This window comes from Pandoraea horticolens, from assembly GCF_902459555.1.
Lineage (GTDB): Bacteria > Pseudomonadota > Gammaproteobacteria > Burkholderiales > Burkholderiaceae > Pandoraea > Pandoraea horticolens.
Genome location: NZ_CABPSM010000001.1, coordinates 331,121 through 349,468, shown reverse-complemented (window position 1 = coordinate 349,468; position 18,348 = coordinate 331,121). Strand labels below are relative to the sequence as shown.

Here is an 18,348-nt window from a genome sequence, read left to right as displayed (position 1 = left end):
CCGGTCGCGCGTCACACCGCCACCATGTGCCGCACGCCGTCGGCCTCCATGTCCTTGCCGAGTCCGCTTGCCACGATGGCGCCGCGACTCATCACGCGATAGTGATCGGCGAGTTCGAGCGCGAAGTCGTAATACTGTTCGACGAGCAGCACCGTCATGCCGCGCTCGTCGACCAGTCGCCGCAACGTCGCGCCGATATCCTTGATGATGGACGGCTGAATGCCCTCGGTCGGCTCGTCGAGAATCAGCAACTGTGGATCGCTCATGAGGGCGCGGCCGATGGCGAGTTGTTGCTGCTGCCCGCCGGACAGATCGCCGCCACGACGCTGCTTCATGTCGCGCAACACGGGGAAGAGTTCGTAGATGTGTTCGGGCACGCCGCGTTTGGCCTCACGAGCGGGACGACTCGCCGCACCGATCAGCAGATTCTCTTCGACGCTCAGTCGAGGGAAGATATCGCGTCCCTGCGGCACGTAGGCGAGTCCGCTTGCCACGCGTGCATACGGCGGCGCGGAGGTGAGCGTATGGCCGCGCCACGCGATACTGCCGGACTTGACGGGCACCACGCCCATGAGGCATTTGAGCAGCGTCGTCTTGCCAACGCCGTTGCGCCCGAGCAGCACGGTGAGTTGCGCGTCGGGCACGGTGAACTCCACGTTGCGCAGGATGTGGCTGCCGCTGTAGTACTGATTGAGTGCGTGAATTTCCAGCATGGTCAGCGTCCCAGATACGATTCGATCACGCGTTCGTCGCGCTGCACGACATCGAGCGTGCCTTCGGCGAGCACTCGCCCTTCGGCCATCACGGTGACGAGACCCGTCTCGCCCGCGAGCGCGGCAACGAACGCCATGTCGTGCTCGACCACCATCATCGAGCAATGACCGCGCAGGCGGTTGAGCAACTCGGCGAGCTGCGCGGTCTCTTCATCGGTCATGCCGGCGGCGGGTTCGTCGAGCAGCAGAAGCTGCGGCTGTTGCATGAGCAACATGCCGATCTCTAGCCGCTGCTTCTGACCGTGCGACAACTGTCCTGCGCGCACATGCGCCTGATGTTCCAGATGCGTGAGCGCGAGCACCTCTTCGATGCGATGACGGATGGCCGGTGTGAGCATGGCCCACAGCGAGCGGAACCAGCGCTTGTCGCCCGCACAGGCGAGTTCGAGGTTTTCCCACACGCTGTGATGCTCGAACACCGTCGGCTTCTGAAACTTGCGGCCAACGCCAGCCTGCGCAATGGCAGGCTCGTCGAGCCGCGTGAGGTCGAGTGTCTGACCGAGGTACGCGCGTCCGGCGTCGGGGCGGGTCTTGCCGGTAATGACGTCCATCATGGTTGTCTTGCCGGCGCCGTTCGGGCCGATGATGCAGCGTAGCTCGTCGGTCTTGATCGACAGCGACAGGTCGTTCAGGGCACGAAAGCCGTCGAACGATACGGAGATGTTCTCCACATACAGGATGAGGCCGTGCGAGGTGTCGATCTCGCCCGGTACCACGAAGTGCGACATGCCGGTGGTGTCACCGCTGACGTTGACGGCAACGGAGGCGTCGGGCGTGTCTGCGAGTTGCCAACTGATATCGGCCATGTAATTGTTCATGCGCGGTCTCCGGTCACGGGGCGCGGCGCATCGCCCTCGGCGGCGGCGGGTGCGTGTCGATTGCGCTTGCGTGAGAATTGCGTGACGAGTCCCATCACGCCCTGCGGCAACAGCAGCGGCACGAGCACGAACATCGCGCCGAGGAAGAACAGCCAGTACTCGGCAAAGTGCGCGGTGAAGAAGCTCTTCGCGCCATTGACGAGGAACGCCCCGGCAATCGCGCCGACGAGCGAGCCGCGTCCGCCGATGGCCACCCAGATCGCCATCTCGATCGAGTTGACCGGCGCCATCTCGCTCGGGTTGATGATGCCGACCTGCGGCACGTAGAGTGCGCCTGCAATACCGCACAGCATGGCGGACAGCGTCCACACGAACAGCTTGTAGCTCAGCGGCCGGTAGCCGAGGAACATGGCGCGCGACTCGCCGTCGCGAATGGCGGTGACCACGCGGCCGAACTTCGACACGACCAGCGCGCGGCACAGCAGGAAGGCCCCGACCAGTACCGCGAACGTCACGAGAAAGAGCACCGTGCGTGTGTTCGCCGACGTGATCGAATAGCCCAGAATGCGCTTGAAATCGGTGAAGCCGTTGTTACCGCCAAAGCCCGTCTCGTTGCGGTAGAAGAGCAGCATGGCGGCGAACGTGAGCGCCTGCGTAATGATAGACAGATACACGCCCTTCACACGCGAACGGAAGGCCAGATAGCCGAAGATCCATGCGACCACGCCGGGCAACGCCACGACGAGAAACATCGCCCAGGCGAAGTGTTCTGTGCCGGTCCAGTACCAGGGCAGCGACTTCCAGTCGAGAAACACCATGAAGTCCGGCAGGTCGCTGTGATACACGCCATCGCGGCCGATGCCGCGCATCAGGTACATGCCCATCGCATAGCCGCCCAGCGCGAAGAACAGACCGTGGCCGAGGCTGAGAATGCCGCAGTAGCCCCACACCAGATCGAGCGCGAGCGCAGCAATCGCGTAACACATGATCTTGCCGACGAGCGTCATGGCGTAGGCCGACAGATGCAAGGGATGCGTAGCGGGCAGCACCAACGCGCACACCGGCACCAGAATCGCCACGGCGATCACGAACGCAAGTAGCAAAGGCGCAACATGCTTCGGCAGGAGACGGGCGCGCGAGGGCACATCCAGCGAGATCGAAGGCGTGGTGCCTTCGGGCAAAAAGTTCGACGTCTGCATTCAGGCCTCCGCGCTGCGCCCTTTGAGCGCAAACATGCCCTGCGGGCGTTTCTGGATGAACAGCACGATCAGGATCAGCACGGCGATCTTGGCGAGCACGGCGCCCCACATCGGTTCGAGCAGCTTGTTGGCGATGCCCAGACCGAACGCGCCGACGATCGTCCCCGCGAGTTGTCCCACGCCGCCCAGCACCACGGCCATGAACGAGTCGATGATGTAGCTCTGACCGAGATCCGGCCCGACGTTGCCGATTTGCGAGAGTGCGCATCCGCCCAGCCCGGCAATGCCTGCGCCGAACGCGAAAGCGTAGCTGTCGACGCGGCCCGTCTTGACACCGACGCAGGCGGCCATTGAGCGGTTTTGCGTTACGGCGCGAATGAAAAGACCGAGACGTGTGAGGTTGAGCACCGACCACGTGAGCGCCACGACCACCAGCGCGAATATCAGAATCACGATGCGGTTGTACGGCAGCATCAGGTTGGGCAGTACCGCGATACCGCCGCTCATCCACGACGGATTGACCACTTCGACGTTCTGCGCGCCGAACAGCGTGCGCACGCCCTGAATCAGCAGCAGGCTGATGCCGAAGGTCGTGAGCAGGGTTTCGAGCGGCCGTCCGTACAGATGCTTGATGACGGTGCGCTCCAACACGAGGCCGAGAAGGGCGGCAACGAAAAACGCGGCGGGCACGGCCGCAACGAGATAGAAATCGAACGCGCCGGGCAGAAAGCGCTGGAACAGCGTTTGCACCACGTAAGTGGCATACGCCCCGATCATCAGGAATTCGCCGTGCGCCATGTTGATGACGCCGATCAGGCCATACGTGATGGCCAGCCCCAGTGCGGCGAGCAGCAGCACGCTGCCGAGCGACAGGCCCGCGAATAAAGTGCCGAAGAACTCGCTGCGGCGTTGCGCGGCGGCCAGTTGCGTGAGCGCGATGTCGGCAGCGCTGCGCACGTTGGCGTCGGGTTCGGCGTAGGCGCCGTCCGCTTGTTTGGCGACGATGGGCAGCAGCAGATCGCGCATCTGCGGGTCGCCCGCAGTGGCGATCAACTCGATGGCCTCGCGGCGCTTCGCGGGATCGGTATCATGCAACGCCGATTGCGCCCAAAGCTGATCGAGACGTTTGCGCAGCGCCGGGTCGGTTTCCTTTTGGCGTGCTTGCTCGATGAGCATCTTGAATGCAGGCGACGGATTTTGCAGCATCGTGTCGATGGCTTGCGCGCGGGCGTCGTGATCCGTTGAGAGCAGGGCGCCGGCCGCCGCGGCCGTGGCGACCTTGGCGCGCAGCACGTTGTTGAGCGTGAGCGATCCGGCGTCGTCTGCCTTGACGGGGGCGCCGGTGATCGGATCGACGTACTTGTCGCCGTTCTGAATCGCGAGGCGATTGCCCACGGTCACGGCCGAGTCGTCGGCCAATGCCTTGAGCAGCGCGGCGGCCTGCGGTGAACTGTCGGCCGCGAGGTGATCGATGGCTTGCGCCTTGGCGTCGAAGTCGTCGCCGGCGAGCGCGGTGAGGTCGGCGTCGGTGATGCCCGGTTGGGCGGCCAGGGCCGTGGAGGGAGTGCTCAGCGCGGCGCCCAGTGATATCAGGACAAGGGCGGCAGCGGTCCAGCGTCTTATCGTTATCATCAAAACCTCTGCGTGCGCCGGAGACCGTCCACGCGGCTCCGGCGCAAGGAGTGAAAGGAAGGTCAGACTTTGTCGGGCTTGCCTTCATTACCCGCGATGTACGGGCTCCACGGCTGCGCGCGCACCGTCGACTTGGTCTTCCACACGACGTTGAACTGACCGTCCGGGCGGATCTCGCCGATCATCACCGGCTTGTGCAGGTGGTGGTTGCCGTCCATCACCATGTCGAAGCCGTCCGGCGACTTGAATGTCTGGCCGATCATGGCGGCGCGCACCTTGTCGACATCGACGCTGCCGGCCTTTTCGACGGCCTGTTTCCACATATGCATGCCGACAAAGGTGGCTTCCATCGGATCGTTCGTGACGCGCTTGTCGCCGCCCGGCAGACCCTTCGCCTTGACGTAGGCGAACCACTCTTTCTTGAACGCATCGTTGGTCGGGTTCTTCACCGACATGAAGTAGTTCCAGGCTGCGAGGTGCCCCACGAGCGGCTTCGTATCGATGCCGCGCAGTTCTTCTTCGCCCACCGAGAACGCCACCACCGGCACGTCGGTGGCCTTCAGGCCCTGGTTGCCGAGTTCCTTGTAAAACGGCACGTTCGAGTCGCCGTTGATGGTCGAGATGACCGAGGTCTTGCCGCCCTGAGCGAACTGTTTGATGTTGGCGACGATGGTCTGGTAATCGCTGTGGCCGAACGGCGTGTAGACCTCTTGAATGTCCTTGTCGGCGACGCCCTTCGAATGCAGGAAGGCGCGCAGGATCTTGTTCGTCGTGCGCGGGTAGACGTAGTCGGTGCCCAGCAGGAAGAAGCGCTTGGCGCCGCCGCCCTCCTTGCTCATCACGTATTCCACGGCAGGGATCGCTTGCTGGTTCGGCGCGGCGCCCGTGTAGAAGACGTTCTTCGACATCTCTTCGCCTTCGTACTGCACGGGGTAGAAGAGCAGGCCGTTGAGTTCTTCGAAGACAGGCAACACCGACTTGCGCGACACCGACGTCCAGCAACCGAACACGGCGGCGACCTTGTCGGTGGTGAGCAACTGGCGGGCTTTTTCCGCGAAGAGCGGCCAGTTCGAGGCCGGGTCGACCACGACGGCTTCGAGCGGACGGCCCATCACGCCACCTTTGGCGTTGATGTCGGCGATGGTCATGAGCGCGACATCCTTGAGCGACGTTTCCGAGATGGCCATCGTGCCCGAGAGGGAGTGCAGGATGCCGACCTTGATGGGCTGCTTGCTCTGTGCAAACAAGTTGGGCGCCATGCCGGTAAGCGATGCGGCGCCCGAGAGGGCCGCCATCTGGAGTAGCGTGCGTCGTTTCATGGTACGTCTTCCCCTTTCCTGGTTAGACCGGTGGATCCGGTATGGGGGGACTTACGCAAAGGTCGTGCCAGCGGTGAGGCGTCAACAGGGTTCGGTGCCCTCGAAGGGCTGGCGAAAAGGCCGCTGCAAGACGTCGACTGGTGTACAAGTCAAGACCCCATCTGGTGTACAAGGCGGCGAAATGGGGCTGAGGCGACGTGCGACGCATGTGCCGGCATTCGTCTCGGGTATCCGCCTTTCGGCCGATGGGCGAAGCACGTTGGTGCGACCGCGCGCAGAGTTGGTGCGCACCGAATTGGCGCGAATGACGAGGCGAGCGTCCACTGCAACGCCGTGGTGCCCGGTCGTCTTCCCGGCAGCCAGTACATGGCATTGGTGGCGCGGATGGCGCGAAGTGGCATTTTTTGATGCATGATTGGCATTCGTGCCAAACCGGCCGACGGCAAGATTAGGGCTCCCGACGACTTCCCGACTTGTTCGACATCACACTCATGACCGATGCCATTGCCGGGCGCACCGCGCCCCCCACCGATCCCGGCCACGCTGAACGCCAGCGCCGTATGGGCCGCCGATATGCCGCCGTGCTGGCGGCGTGTCAGGCGCTGTACACGGCCGCGTTGTCCGTCGACCTCACTTTGACGGGACTCGTCGGCTACATGCTGGCGTCCGACAAGGGGTATGCGACACTGCCGTTCTCGCTGATTACCGTGGCCTCGGCCATTACGACGATCTTCGCGTCGATGCTGATCCAGCGTTTCGGTCAGCGGCTGGGCTTCGCGCTGGGGGCGTTGTTCGGCACGGCGGGCGGACTGGTGTCGGTCATGGCGATCTACGAGCGGCACTTCGCGATGTTCTGTGCGGGTACGGCGTGCGTCGGGGTGTTTCAGGCGTTTGCGCGTTATTACCGGCTGGCGGCGGCGGACGTCGTGCCCGTCGAGGACAAGCCGCGTGCGATTTCCATCGTACTCACGGGCGGCGTGCTGGCGGCGGTGATTGGACCTGCGCTCGCGGCGGGCAGCAAGGACTGGCTCGCGCCGGTGACGTTCGCAGGATCGTATCTGGTGGTCACGCTGCTCTCCGGCATTTCGCTGTTGCTGCTTGTCGGCTTCCTGCGCAATTTGCCCGTGCACACGGTGAGCGGCGCAGCGGGCGACGTGGCGGCGTTACCGGCACGTCCGCTGGGCGAGATCATGCGTCAGCCTATTTATATGGCGGCATTGGCCAACAACCTGATCGGCTTCATGGTGATGATGTTCGTGATGACCGCGACACCGATTGCGGCGGTGGCGTGTGGACACAGCATCGACGATGGGGCTCACATCATCGAGTGGCATCTGGTGGGCATGTATGCGCCGTCGTTCTTCGCGGGGCATCTCGTCAAGCGCTGGGGCGTGGTGCCGGTGCTGCTGGCCGGTATTGCGATGAGCGCACTTTGCGGTGTGCTGGCGCTGATGTCGACGAGTCTGCCGTACTTCTATGCGGCGCTGGCGTTCCTCGGTGTGGGCTGGAACTTCATGTTCGTGGGGGGCACGACGTTGCTCACCTTGTCGTATCGCCCGTCGGAGCGTGCGCGTGCGCAGGCCGCGAATGAATTCATCACCTTTGCCGGCACGGCCCTTGCCAGTCTGTTTGCAGGACAATTGCTTGCCCGCTTCGGCTGGGCCACTATCAATCAGGCGACCTTCCCGCTGCTGGCGCTCGCAGCGCTGGCGACCGTGTGGTACGCGCTCGATGCAAAACGCCGTCCGGTGCAAGCGCCCGCCTGACGCTCTCCTTTGTCCATGACCATGAACCAACCCCGTCTCGTTGCCTTTCTCATCGTGCCGCCGTTCGTGCTGCTGGATCTCGCCGGGCCGCTCGATGCGTTTCACGCTGTCATCCGCAATGTCGCCGAGTCGGGAAAGATGGCGCCGTATCGCAGCTATCGCACCGTGGTGGTGTCCGAGCACGGCGGCCCCGTGGAGACCGGCTCGGGAATCACGTTGCATACGGAGCCGATGCGCGCACTCGAAGCGATGCAGGTCGACACATTGATCGCGGTGGGTGGCGCAGTGTCGCATCGCCCGGCGGTGCCCGATGCGGTGGGCGAGTGGTTGCGCGATTATGCCCCGCGCGTGAGACGCGTGTGTTCGGTGTGCGTGGGGGCATTCATTCTGGGAGCGGCCGGGTTGTTGAACGGGCGGCGCGCGACAACGCACTGGTTGGATACGGCGATGTTGCAGACATGCTTCCCCGAGGCGCGGGTCGAGTCCGATCCGATTTACGTACGCGATGAAGCGGTGTGGACGTCGGCCGGGATCACCGCGGGCATTGACCTCGGGTTGGCGCTGGTCGAGGACGATTGCGGTGTGGACGTGGCGTTGCAGGCGGCGCGCCGGCTCGTGGTGTTCCTCAAGCGAGCGGGCGGGCAATCGCAGTTCAGTCCGCCGTTGCAGGAGCAGGTGGCCGCCGGGGCGCCGTTCGGGGATTTGCACGCGTGGATGTCGGAGCGGCTGGACGGCGACTTGTCGGTGGTGCGTCTGGCGGAGCAGGCGAACATGAGTCCGCGCACGTTTGCCAGAAGCTACCTTGCGCGTACGGGATCGACACCGGCGAAGGCGGTCGAGCGCATGCGTCTGGAAGCGGCGCGTTTCGCATTGCTCGACTCGGAGGCGCCGCTCAAGCGCATTGCCGCGCGCGTCGGCTTTGGCGACGAACAGAACCTGCGCCGCGCGTTTCAACGTCAGTACGGTGTGACGCCGGTGGCGTATCGGGAGAGGTTCGGGATGGGGGACGGGCGGTAAGCGTCGTGCCCGGCACGTTATTAGGGTGCCCGCGAACATGACGTGGCGACGGCCTGAGCGACCATATTTCGGAATCTGCCGATTTCGAATTGTTTGTCGTCGATCGATACTTGATGGCCCCGCCCATCACTCGATCGCCGAATTCAAACGATGTATTTCAATCCCATCAAACGACATATCGTTTCGACGTTTTTCTCGCTTCTCTGCGCGATGCCGTTGTTGGCTCAGGCAAGTGCAGCGCGACGCACTGCACCTTGGCCATCGGTACAACCGCTGTTCGAGTCGTCCATCCGATATGGCGATCCGTCGCGCAAGGCGGACCCCTTCATCACGGTGAGGATTGGTGGAAAACCCGCCCGGATGCTGCTCGTCGATTTGACGATCAATGGCCGGCGGATCGTTCGGGATCCGGTGGCGGCACAAACGCAGGCGCACGACGGCGGCACGGCAAGTCTGGGCGCCATTGGCATGGACGTGTTACGCAACCGCATCGTGTTTCACGATAACGAGCGACATCGGTTTGCCATGATCGAGCGGTTGGAGGTGCCGCCTCGCCGGGAGATGCCGCGAGCGCCTTAGACCTTCATCGCCTATGCCGCCTGCTTCCCCGTTGCTGCCCGATCGAGAAAGCGGAACAGGCGTGCGTCGTCCGAGTATGCGACGTTGAAGCGGAACCAGTGACAGGGCTCGTTGTGCGCGAGGAAGAACTCCCCCGGCGCGAGCATGATGCTCTCCAGCAATGCGGCCTCGGCCAGTTCGCGTGCCGGGCGTGACGTTTGCGGCAAGCTGCCGCACACGAACATCCCGCCCTCCGGCTGCGCCAGCAGTGTCACCCCGTGCGATTGCAACTGCGTGATGAGGCGCGCGCGCGAACGCGTCAGCCGGTCCGACAGGCGTTCGATGTGTTTGCGGTGACGCCCCTCGGTCAGAATCGCGTGCACGATGCGCTCGTTAATTTCCGATGACGTGAGGCCTGCCACCATCTTGCTGCGCGCAATCTCGTGGGCCAGATCGCGCGAACATGCCAGATAGCCCACGCGTACCGACGGCGAAATCGTCTTCGAGAAACTCGACACGTAGATTACTCGCGACAGACCGTCCATTGCTGCGAGCGACGGCGTGCCGGCGGGGGCCAGCTCTCGATAGATGTCGTCCTCGACGACCCAGAAACCGTGCTGCTCGGCGCACTGAAGAATGCGATGCGCCGACGCCGGTGAGAGCGATGTCCCCAGCGGATTCTGCAATGCGGGATTCACGAACAGCGCGCGTGGGCGATGCGTCTGGGCGGCCTGCTCCAGCGCGGCGAGATCCAGCCCCGCTTCCGTGCGCTCGATGCCCACGACATTCAGCCCCGCCAGACGTAATACCGCCAGCAAATTGCAGTACGCCGGGGCCTCGACCAGTACAGTGTCGCCCGGCTTGAGCAGTGTGCGGACGATCAGATCCAGCGCCTGTGTCGCGCCGTGGGTGAGTACGATGTTCTCGGGCGGCGCATCGATGGACAACTCGCCGAGACGTCGCGCCAGCCACTGACGCAACGGGCCGTACCCATGCGGATGCCCGTAGTGAGCGAAATGCGCGCCCGGCCCTTTCGAGAGTGAGCGCAGCGCGCCATGCAGGCCGTCTTCGTCGAGCCAACTGTCCGGTAACCATCCGCAACCGCTTTTCACCGCAATGGAGTCGTCCGCGAAGATTTCGGAAAGCAGCCACGCGTTCGTCACTTCGCTCGCCGCCGCACCGGTTGTCAGACCGCTGCCCGGACTGGCCGGCCCCGCGTCGCGCGCGTCGGCCGCGCCCGCCACGAAGAACCCCGCACCGCGCCGGGCCACGAGCATGCCATTGGCGACGAGACGATCGTAGGCTTCCACCACGGTGAACGTGCTGATGCCGTGCGCCTTGGCCAGCGAGCGAATCGACGGCATTCGCACGCCCGCATGAAGCGTCTGGCGCTGCAACGCATGCTCGACCTCCCGCACGATCTGGTCGACGAGGGCTTCCGGTTGGGCGCGATTCAGGGAAAAGGCGAGCGGCTGGACCATGATGGCAGGGTATGGGCTGTTGCCAATACAGTTGGAGCAATTGACCGATACAGAATATACATTTTCCAGGTAACTGTACATGTCTGTACCGGTCGACCTCTCGTAGGATCGATCCCATCCACCCGTGGCGATCCGTCGTGCTGTGTGCAGGACATCCTGATCGAGCCAAGACCTGAGGAGCCCCCCGCGATGAACATGAAAGACCTGAATCTCGACATGACGGCGTTCTGGATGCCGTTCACCAACAACCGTCAGTTCAAAAGCTCACCGCGTCTGTTGGTGAAGGCCGAGGGCATGTACTACACGTCGTCGGACAATCGCCAGATTCTCGACGGCACCGCCGGTCTGTGGTGTGTAAATGCCGGCCACTGCCGTACCGAGATCGTCGAGGCGATCCGTCAGCAAGCCGGTGAAATGGACTTTGCGCCGACGTTCCAGATGGGCCACCCGAAGGCGTTCGAAGCGGCGAGCAAGATCGCTGCCATCACGCCGCAGGGGCTCGATCGCATCTTCTTCACGAACTCGGGGTCGGAGTCGGTCGACACCGCGCTGAAGATTGCCCTCGCGTATCACCGCGCCCGTGGCGAAGGTCAGCGCACGCGCCTCATCGGCCGCGAGCGCGGTTACCACGGTGTGGGCTTCGGCGGCATTTCGGTCGGCGGCATCTCGCCGAATCGCAAGGCCTATTCGGGCCAATTGCTGCCGGCGGTCGACCACCTGCCGCATACGCTCAACATCAAGGAAGCCGCGTTCACGAAGGGCCAGCCGACGTGGGGGGCGCATCTGGCCGACGAACTCGAACGCCTGGTCACCCTGCACGATGCGTCGACCATCGCCGCCGTGATTGTCGAACCGCTCGCGGGCTCCACCGGCGTGCTGGTGCCGCCGCAGGGCTATCTGCAAAAGCTGCGCGAGATCTGCGACAAGCACGGCATTCTGCTGATCTTCGACGAAGTCATCACCGGGCTCGGCCGTCTGGGCAAGCCGTTCGCCGCCCAGTACTTCGGCGTGACGCCGGACATCATCACCATGGCCAAGGGCGTGAACAACGCGGCAGTCCCGATGGGGGCGGTCGCGGTGAAGACGAACGTGCACGACACCATCGTCAATGCCGGTAACACGGGCGCCATCGAGTTCTTCCACGGCTACACGTATTCGGGTCACCCGCTGGCCGCCGCCGCCGCTTGCGCCGCCCTCGACTTGTACAAGAACGAGGGCCTGTTCGAGCGTGCCGCGAAACTCGCGCCGTATTTCGAGAAGGCCATTCACGGTCTGCGCGATCTGCCGAATGTTATCGACATTCGTAACCTGGGGCTGGTTGGCGGTATCGAAATGTCCACCCGCGATGGCAAACCGGGCGCGCGTGCACACGAGGTGTTCGTCAAGTGCTTCGAGAAGGGCGCGATGGTGCGCTATACGGGCGACATCCTTGCGTTCTCGCCGCCGCTCATCGTGAGCGAAGCGCAAATCGACGAGCTGTTCGGTATCGTGGCGGAAGCCATTCGCGAGACGGCGTAAGCGATGTCACCTGCCGGGTCGCTTGGTGCGCCGGCCTTCGAATGAAAATGAAAACGCCGTCCGGGGAAGCCCGTCGACGGCGTTTTCTTTGATGGGGACCGTACGCGCCGATCAGCGAACCGGTGCGATTTCGATGCCTTCGTCGAGCAGGAAGCTACGAATGCGTTGCGCGAATTCGAGGGCGTGTTCGCCGTCGCCATGCAGACACACGGTTTGCGCCTGAATCGGCACGAGCGTGCCATCGATGGCGCGTACGCGCTGCTCGCGCACCATCATCAGCGTTTGCGCCAGCGCATCTTCCTCACGCTCGATGAGGGCGCCGGGGGTGCCGCGTTTGACCAGTGAGCCGTCCGGATTGTAGCCGCGGTCGGCGAAGACTTCCTCCACCGCATGCATGCCGGCGGCACGCGCCGCCTTCACCAATTCACCGCCCGCCAGCCCGAAGATGGCGAGATCGGTGTCGAACGCACGCACGGCTTCGACGAGCGTTTCGGCCAGTGCCGGGTCGCGCGCCGCCTGATTGTAGAGTGCCCCGTGCGGCTTGACGTGCGAGAGCCAGCCGCCTTGCGCCCTGGCCATCGCGGCGAGTGCGCCGATCTGATACAGCATGCCCGCGCGGATCTCGTCGAGCGGGAGCTGCATTTCGGTGCGGCCGAAATTCTCGCGGTCGGGAAAGCTCGGGTGTGCGCCGATGGCCACGCCATTCTCCAGCGCCCAGCGCACCACTTGCTGCATGGTGCCTGCGTCGCCCGCGTGCCAGCCACAGGCTACGTTGGCCGAGCTGACCAGTGCCAGCAGTGCCTCGTCGTAATTGCAGCCTTCACCGAGGTCGACGTTCAGATCGATTTTCATCACGTGTTCTCCTGCCGGGGTATGCCGCCGCGTATGCGCTGCTTGAGTGCTGCTTGAGTGCTGGGTTAGCGCTTGCGTGTGATGGCTGGCACCCGTGGTGTCGTCAGAATGCCGCGGTCGTGCCACGCAAGCGCGCGCTCGATCTGGGCAAGATAGCGTAACTGTTCGCGCAGCGCTTCGCGTGCCTCGGCGGCGCTGCACTCCGAAAAATAAAGGGTGCTGCCCAGCCGGGCCTGTCCGAGCCGCCACAGGTCGGCGGTGATGACGGTGCCGATCTTGGAGTATCCGCCGGTGGTCTGGGCGTCGGCCAGCAGAATGATCGGCTGCCCCGACGGCGGTACCTGAATCACGCCCGGCAGCACGCCGTGCGAGAGCAGATCGTGACTGCGATTCTTCTTGCGCGCGAGCGGCTCCGGTCCCGACAGGCGGTAACCCATGCGGTTGCTGTTCGGCGTGACCTGCCATGGGTTTTCCCAGAAGTGCTTGTGCGCGGCGGCGGTAAAGTCGTCGTACTCCGACCCGGGCAGCACGCGGACATGTTGCGCCAGCGGGTCGGGCAGCCACAGCGGCGGACGCACGCCCAACGGCTCGACGTGGCGCATGGCGGCGCTGGTGTGTCCGACCGCGATGCGGTCGCCGTCGCGCAAGGCGCGGCCTTCGAAGCCGCCGAAGCCGGCAGCCAGATCGGTGCTGCGTGAGCCAAGTGTCTCGGGCACGTCGATGCCGCCCGCCACGGCCAGATAGGTGCGCATGCCGAAGCGGGCCGGGCGCAGTGTCAGCGTCTGACCGCGCGCCACCGGGAATCGCCACCACGACCACACGGGCGTGCCGTCGAGGTCGGCGTGGCAGTCGGCACCGGTTAGCGCAACGAGGGTGGCGGCGCTGAAGCGCAGCACGCACGCCCCCATTGTGATTTCGAGGGTGGCGGCGTTCGGGGCGTTGCCGACGAGACGGTTGGCAACGGCGCAGGCGAGCGGGTCGACGGCGCCGCCGCTGGCCACGCCGAATTCTCGCTGTCGGGGGCGGCCCAGATCCTGAACCGTGGTGAGCAGGCCGGCACGCTGGATGTCGATCACAGGTCGAGACTCGCGATAGTGAAGCGCACGCGGTCGCCTGGGGCAAGCAAGGCGGCCGGGGTCGCGGCGGGGTCGAACAGAACGCTGGCGGTGTGGCCGATGATCTGCCAGCCGCCGGGCGAGGTGAGGGGATAGATGCCGGTCTGATTGCCGCCGATGCCCACTGAGCCGGCCGGCACCGACAGTCTCGGCTCTGCGCGCCGAGGTGTGGCGATCGAATCGTCGAGGCCGCCCAGATAGGCGAAGCCCGGCTGGAAGCCGAGGAAGTAGACGATGTATTCCGGCGCAGCATGGCGCTGTACGACCGTTTTCGGTTGCAGACGCGCAAGTTTGGCCACTTCGGCCAGATCGGGGCCATGCCGGCCGCCGTAGTGCACCGGGATTTCGATGTCGCGTCCGACGTGACCGGCGGCCGGCGGCGTCTGCCAGGCGTCGCGTAGCCGCTCGCTCAGCACCTCGATGTCGGTGGCGAGCGGGTCGAACAGCAGCGTGAGGTTGTTCATGCCCGGCACGACTTCGCGCACGTCGGGCCATTCGTGTGCGAGAGACGCCACGTGCCAGACGCGGCGCTGTGTCGCAAGCGTGGGCATGGCACCGGCCTCGCACACAAGCGCACTGTCGCCGAGAGGCAGAATCTTGAGTGTTGTCATGGGTTAGCGATGGGTATCGCGAGGGCGTGCAAAGGTGGCGGATTCCGTCACGATAGCGTCGAGCGCCAGATCATGGGCTTCGGCGCCGAGATGTTCGATCTCGAGCGCATCGTAGGCGATGCCGAGCGTTTGCGGGGCGGGGGTCATCGAATGCAGGGTGCGGTCGTAGAAGCCGCCGCCATAGCCCAGTCGCAGGCCGTCGCGGGTAAAGCCCACGCAAGGCACTAGCAGCAGGTCGGGCACCAGCACTTCGGCGTCTGCCGGGATGGGAATGCCGTAGCGGCCTTCCTTCATGGGGGTCGCGGGTGTCCAGTGGTGGAAGACGAGTGGCGCGGCTGGCGCGGTAACGACCGGCAGCGCAGCCAGACGCAGCGTTTCGGGCGACGCCTGTGCGAGCCATGCCGAGACTACCTCGCGGGCGTCGAATTCGCCTTGAATCGGCCAGTAGAAGCCCACGCAGCGCGGCGTACGGTGCGTCAGTTCGTCGCGCAGGCGTGCGGCGAGTGCGGCGTCGCGCGCTTCGCGTGCGGCGAGTGTCGCGCGTACGTCCAGCAATGCCTTGCGCAAACGTGCCTTCCCGGTGGTCGATTCCATCCCATTTCCGGCGGTTTGGGCCGCCGGTAGGGCGGAGTCCCGTGCTATGCTTGAATTCACCTTTTCACCCACGCTCCCCGAAGATGTCAGAACGTTTGACCCGAGTATATCGCGCCACTGCGCTGGCCCTGACCGCTGCCGCGCTTGTCGCCTGCAGCACGACCCAGGCGACCGGCCGTCCCAAGGCGCAATCTGCGGCAAGCCGCTCGGCGACATCTGCCGACCTGCTCTCGCAGCGCTCGCCCGACGACATCTTCGTGCAATTGCGCGAAGCCGCCCGCGCGAACGACGCGCCGCGCGCCACTGCGCTCGCCGCGATGCTCACCGACTACGACGTGCCGTCGTACGTCCAGTACTTCCAGATCAAGCCGCGCATGTTCGATCGTTCGGGCAAGGCGCTCATCGATGCGCCCGACGACGATATCCGCGCCTTCTTGCGCACGTATGACGGTCAGGCGATTGCCGACCGGATGCGCAACGACTGGCTGCTGGTGCTGGGCAAACGCCACGACTGGCAGACGTTCAATGCCGAATATCCGAAGTTCGCGCTCGACGACGACACCCAGGTCAAGTGCTACTCGATGATGTCGCGTGCGGCACGCGGCGAGAACGTCACTCAGGCCGCCACCGATCTGCTAACCACGCCGAAGTCCTACGGCGAGGGCTGTGTCGACATGATCAATACGCTGGCCGCGAGCGGTCAGTTGCCGCGCAAGGAAGTCTGGCACCAGATTCGCCTGGCTTACGAGGAAAACTACACGTCGCTGGGCAAGCAGATTGCCGATGCGCTCGGCGCCGCGCGGCCGGACGATAGCCTGCTCGATATGGCGGCAACGCGTCCGGCGCAGATCCTCGCGCGTGGCGTTGACGGCTCGGAGGCGTCACGCCAACTGGCATTGCTTGCCACCGTGCGTATGGCCCGCAGCGACGCCATGCTTGCCGCGAGCAACTTCTCGAGCGTGGCGGGCAGCTTGTCGCAGGAAGAGCGCGCCATCGGCTGGGGCGCCATCGGCATGCGCGGTGCGCTGTCGCAGAACCCGATGGCGATTAGCTGGTACCGCCAGGCCGGCAGCGCCAAACTCTCGAATACGGCACAAGAATGGAAGATTCGCGCGGCACTGCGCGCGGGCGACTGGAATCTCGTGCGTACGGGCATCGAAGCGATGCCCGCAGCACTGCGCGAGGACGGTGTCTGGACGTATTGGTACGGCCGCGCCCTGCGTGAAGCCGGGCAAGGCGACGCCGCCCGCGCTCAATTCCAGAAGATCGCCATGCAGACGAACTTCTACGGCCAACTGGCGAACGAGGAGTTGGGCAACAAGACGTTGCTGCCGCAGCGCACTGCCGTCACCAAGGCGGAGATCGACGCGAACCGCGCGAACCCGGGCTTCAAGCGGGCCGCCAAGTTCTACGATCTGGGCCTGCGTTTCGAAGGCAATCGCGAGTGGAACTGGGAACTGCGCAACATGACGGACCGCCAGTTGATCGCCGCCGCGCAGTACGCCAATGGCATCGAGCTGTTCGATCGCGCCGTCAATACGGCAGATCGCACGAAGATCGAGCACGACTTCACGCTACGCTATCTGATGCCGTTCCGCAGCAAGGTGGAACCGCTCGCCGCCGCCGTCGATCTGGACGAAGCGTGGGCCTACGGCCTGATCCGTCAGGAGTCGCGTTTCATCATCAATGCGCGTTCGTCGGCCGGCGCCGGCGGGCTGATGCAGATCATGCCGGCCACTGCGAAGATGGTGGCCAGGCAGATCGGCATGGATTATCAGCCGGGCATGATGCACGACATCGATACCAATATCCGTCTGGGCACCAGCTATCTGTCGGATATCTACAATAAGTTCGACAGCTCGGCCGTGCTGGCGTCGGCCGGCTACAACGCGGGCCCCGGGCGTCCGCGCACGTGGCGCTCCACGCTGGACCGTCCGGTCGAGGGCGCGATCTTTGCCGAAACGATCCCGTTCAACGAGACACGCACGTACGTCGAGAACGTGTTGTCGAACACGACGTATTACTCGGTCCTGATCACGGGCCGTCCGCAATCGCTCAAGGAGCGGCTCGGCATCATCTTGCCCCAGTGACGGGCCGCAGTCCCATCGTCATGACGCGGAGGAGGTGACGCATGCGCTATAACGTTTGTGTCGTCGGTGGCACCGGCTTCATCGGCAGCCATCTGGTCGCCCGGCTGGTGACAATGGGGCACGCTGTGTGTCTGCCGACGCGGCGTGTCGAGGCCGCCAAGGCGCTTGGTGTGTTGCCGGGGGTGGAACTCGTCGAGTGCGATGTGCATGACCCGCGCGCGCTGGAGCGCGTGATCGCGGGGAGTGACGCCGTGATCAATCTCGTCGGTGTGCTGCACAGCGACCGGGGCACGCCTTACGGCCGTGCGTTTGCACGCGCTCACGTGGAACTGCCGCGCAAGATCGCGCAGGCATGCCGCGACCGGGGCGTCGACCGGCTCATTCACATGAGCGCACTCGGTGCCGACTCCAACGGCCCGAGCATGTATCAGCGCTCCAAGGGCGACGGCGAAGTGGCGATTCGCGAGACGGGCATCCCCGTCACGATCTTCCGCCCATCCGTGGTGTTCGGTCCGGGCGACCACTTCCTGAATACGTTTGCCAAGCTGCAACGGCGTCTGCCGGTGGTGCCGTTGGCGAGTGCCAAGGCACGCTTCCAGCCGATTTATGTGACGGACGTCGCGCAAGCCTTCGCAGGCGCGCTCGATAACGACGCAACCGTCGGCAAGACCTACGAATTGGGCGGCCCCGACGTCTACACGCTCGAAGCCCTCGTGCGCTTTGCCGGTGCGGCCTGTGGTTGCGAGCGGCCGATTCTTCCGCTGCCGGACAGCACGGCACGTTTGCAGGCGGCGATCTTCGAGAAGCTGCCGGGCGAGCCGATCATCACGCGCGACAATCTCGACTCCATGAAAGTCGACAACGTCATGAGCGGTCCGCTGGCGCCCGAACTCGGACTCACGCCGAACGGCCTCGAAATTGCCGTCGATTATCTCGATGGCGACAACTGGGAGCGGCGTCTGTCGGACTACCGGCGGTACGCGGGGCGCTGACGCCGCACGCTTC

The 18,348-nt window shown here is 64.5% G+C and carries 16 protein-coding genes; 6 read left to right on the top strand and 10 right to left on the bottom strand.

Annotated features, from left to right (window positions below; translation table 11 throughout):
* Positions 1 to 11: 11 nt before the first annotated feature.
* The 5 genes from urtE to urtA form a co-directional block, all read right to left on the bottom strand.
* The gene (gene urtE, locus PHO31112_RS01630) at positions 12 to 713 is read right to left on the bottom strand and encodes an urea ABC transporter ATP-binding subunit UrtE (RefSeq protein ID WP_010805544.1); all 702 of its coding nucleotides are present in this window, start codon (positions 711 to 713) and stop codon (positions 12 to 14) included.
* 2 nt (positions 714 to 715) lie between these two features.
* A complete protein-coding gene (gene urtD, locus PHO31112_RS01625; RefSeq protein ID WP_150619245.1) occupies positions 716 to 1,579 on the bottom strand; it encodes an urea ABC transporter ATP-binding protein UrtD in 864 nt (287 codons plus the stop codon).
* A gap of 8 nt (positions 1,580 to 1,587) precedes the next feature.
* A complete protein-coding gene (gene urtC, locus PHO31112_RS01620) occupies positions 1,588 to 2,790 on the bottom strand; it encodes an urea ABC transporter permease subunit UrtC (RefSeq protein WP_150618885.1) in 1,203 nt (400 codons plus the stop codon).
* Positions 2,791 to 4,422: an urea ABC transporter permease subunit UrtB gene (gene urtB, locus PHO31112_RS01615; protein ID WP_150618884.1), complete on the bottom strand. Its 1,632-nt coding sequence runs from the start codon at positions 4,420 to 4,422 to the stop codon at positions 2,791 to 2,793. It lies immediately after the preceding gene.
* A gap of 62 nt (positions 4,423 to 4,484) precedes the next feature.
* Positions 4,485 to 5,681, bottom strand: a complete 1,197-nt coding sequence (urtA, locus tag PHO31112_RS01610; RefSeq protein WP_425495149.1) for an urea ABC transporter substrate-binding protein — start codon at positions 5,679 to 5,681, stop codon at positions 4,485 to 4,487.
* A gap of 533 nt (positions 5,682 to 6,214) precedes the next feature.
* Here urtA and PHO31112_RS01605 point away from each other — a divergent pair.
* The 3 genes from PHO31112_RS01605 (at position 6,215) to PHO31112_RS01595 (ending at position 9,103) form a co-directional block, all read left to right on the top strand.
* Complete coding sequence (locus tag PHO31112_RS01605; RefSeq protein ID WP_425495145.1) at positions 6,215 to 7,507, top strand: MFS transporter; 1,293 nt, start codon at positions 6,215 to 6,217, stop codon at positions 7,505 to 7,507.
* Between the two features lie 21 nt (positions 7,508 to 7,528).
* Positions 7,529 to 8,524 (top strand): GlxA family transcriptional regulator, encoded by a 996-nt coding sequence (locus PHO31112_RS01600; protein WP_150618882.1) that lies wholly within the window; start codon positions 7,529 to 7,531, stop codon positions 8,522 to 8,524.
* 150 nt (positions 8,525 to 8,674) lie between these two features.
* A complete protein-coding gene (locus PHO31112_RS01595; RefSeq protein WP_150618881.1) occupies positions 8,675 to 9,103 on the top strand; it encodes a hypothetical protein in 429 nt (142 codons plus the stop codon).
* A gap of 11 nt (positions 9,104 to 9,114) precedes the next feature.
* On the opposite strand, the gene PHO31112_RS01590 is transcribed toward PHO31112_RS01595, so the two are convergent.
* Positions 9,115 to 10,563, bottom strand: coding sequence for an aminotransferase-like domain-containing protein (locus PHO31112_RS01590; protein ID WP_150618880.1), 1,449 nt, complete (start codon positions 10,561 to 10,563; stop codon positions 9,115 to 9,117).
* A gap of 189 nt (positions 10,564 to 10,752) precedes the next feature.
* On the opposite strand from PHO31112_RS01590, the gene aptA reads away from it, so the two are divergent.
* Entirely contained in the window at positions 10,753 to 12,081 is a 1,329-nt protein-coding gene (aptA, locus tag PHO31112_RS01585; protein ID WP_150618879.1) for an omega-aminotransferase AptA, read from the top strand.
* Between the two features lie 111 nt (positions 12,082 to 12,192).
* Here the strand turns inward: aptA and pxpA are convergent, their stop codons facing one another.
* The 4 genes from pxpA to PHO31112_RS01565 all read right to left on the bottom strand — a co-directional run bounded on the left by pxpA (position 12,193) and on the right by PHO31112_RS01565 (position 15,253).
* Complete coding sequence (gene pxpA, locus PHO31112_RS01580) at positions 12,193 to 12,933, bottom strand: 5-oxoprolinase subunit PxpA (RefSeq protein WP_150618878.1); 741 nt, start codon at positions 12,931 to 12,933, stop codon at positions 12,193 to 12,195.
* A gap of 65 nt (positions 12,934 to 12,998) precedes the next feature.
* Positions 12,999 to 14,009, bottom strand: coding sequence for a 5-oxoprolinase subunit C family protein (locus tag PHO31112_RS01575; protein WP_150618877.1), 1,011 nt, complete (start codon positions 14,007 to 14,009; stop codon positions 12,999 to 13,001).
* Positions 14,006 to 14,659: a 5-oxoprolinase subunit PxpB gene (gene pxpB, locus PHO31112_RS01570; RefSeq protein ID WP_150618876.1), complete on the bottom strand. Its 654-nt coding sequence runs from the start codon at positions 14,657 to 14,659 to the stop codon at positions 14,006 to 14,008. The genes PHO31112_RS01575 and pxpB overlap by 4 nt, the downstream gene beginning before the upstream one ends.
* Before the next feature lie 3 nt (positions 14,660 to 14,662).
* Positions 14,663 to 15,253 (bottom strand): 5-formyltetrahydrofolate cyclo-ligase, encoded by a 591-nt coding sequence (locus tag PHO31112_RS01565; protein WP_246177615.1) that lies wholly within the window; start codon positions 15,251 to 15,253, stop codon positions 14,663 to 14,665.
* A gap of 83 nt (positions 15,254 to 15,336) precedes the next feature.
* Between PHO31112_RS01565 and PHO31112_RS01560 the strand changes: the two genes are divergently transcribed.
* On the top strand, positions 15,337 to 17,343 hold the full coding sequence (locus PHO31112_RS01560; protein ID WP_150618875.1) for a lytic transglycosylase domain-containing protein: 2,007 nt from the start codon (positions 15,337 to 15,339) through the stop codon (positions 17,341 to 17,343).
* Positions 17,344 to 17,384: 41 nt separating this feature from the next.
* Entirely contained in the window at positions 17,385 to 18,335 is a 951-nt protein-coding gene (locus PHO31112_RS01555) for a complex I NDUFA9 subunit family protein (protein WP_150618874.1), read from the top strand.
* The last annotated feature ends 13 nt before the right edge of the window (positions 18,336 to 18,348 follow it).

Excerpts from the sequence above, each read along its gene's own strand:
- urtE (WP_010805544.1), bottom strand. The coding sequence starts at position 713 with ATGCTGGAAATTCACGCACTCAATCAGTACTACAGCGGCAGCCACATC.
- urtD (WP_150619245.1), bottom strand. The coding sequence starts at position 1,579 with ATGGCCGATATCAGTTGGCAACTCGCAGACACGCCCGACGCCTCCGTT.
- urtC (WP_150618885.1), bottom strand. The coding sequence starts at position 2,790 with ATGCAGACGTCGAACTTTTTGCCCGAAGGCACCACGCCTTCGATCTCG.
- urtB (WP_150618884.1), bottom strand. The coding sequence starts at position 4,422 with ATGATAACGATAAGACGCTGGACCGCTGCCGCCCTTGTCCTGATATCA.
- urtA (WP_425495149.1), bottom strand. The coding sequence starts at position 5,681 with ATGGCGCCCAACTTGTTTGCACAGAGCAAGCAGCCCATCAAGGTCGGC.
- PHO31112_RS01600 (WP_150618882.1), top strand. The coding sequence starts at position 7,529 with ATGAACCAACCCCGTCTCGTTGCCTTTCTCATCGTGCCGCCGTTCGTG.
- PHO31112_RS01595 (WP_150618881.1), top strand. The coding sequence starts at position 8,675 with ATGTATTTCAATCCCATCAAACGACATATCGTTTCGACGTTTTTCTCG.
- PHO31112_RS01590 (WP_150618880.1), bottom strand. The coding sequence starts at position 10,563 with ATGGTCCAGCCGCTCGCCTTTTCCCTGAATCGCGCCCAACCGGAAGCC.
- aptA (WP_150618879.1), top strand. The coding sequence starts at position 10,753 with ATGAACATGAAAGACCTGAATCTCGACATGACGGCGTTCTGGATGCCG.
- pxpA (WP_150618878.1), bottom strand. The coding sequence starts at position 12,933 with ATGAAAATCGATCTGAACGTCGACCTCGGTGAAGGCTGCAATTACGAC.
- pxpB (WP_150618876.1), bottom strand. The coding sequence starts at position 14,659 with ATGACAACACTCAAGATTCTGCCTCTCGGCGACAGTGCGCTTGTGTGC.
- PHO31112_RS01565 (WP_246177615.1), bottom strand. The coding sequence starts at position 15,253 with ATGGAATCGACCACCGGGAAGGCACGTTTGCGCAAGGCATTGCTGGAC.
- PHO31112_RS01560 (WP_150618875.1), top strand. The coding sequence starts at position 15,337 with ATGTCAGAACGTTTGACCCGAGTATATCGCGCCACTGCGCTGGCCCTG.
- PHO31112_RS01555 (WP_150618874.1), top strand. The coding sequence starts at position 17,385 with ATGCGCTATAACGTTTGTGTCGTCGGTGGCACCGGCTTCATCGGCAGC.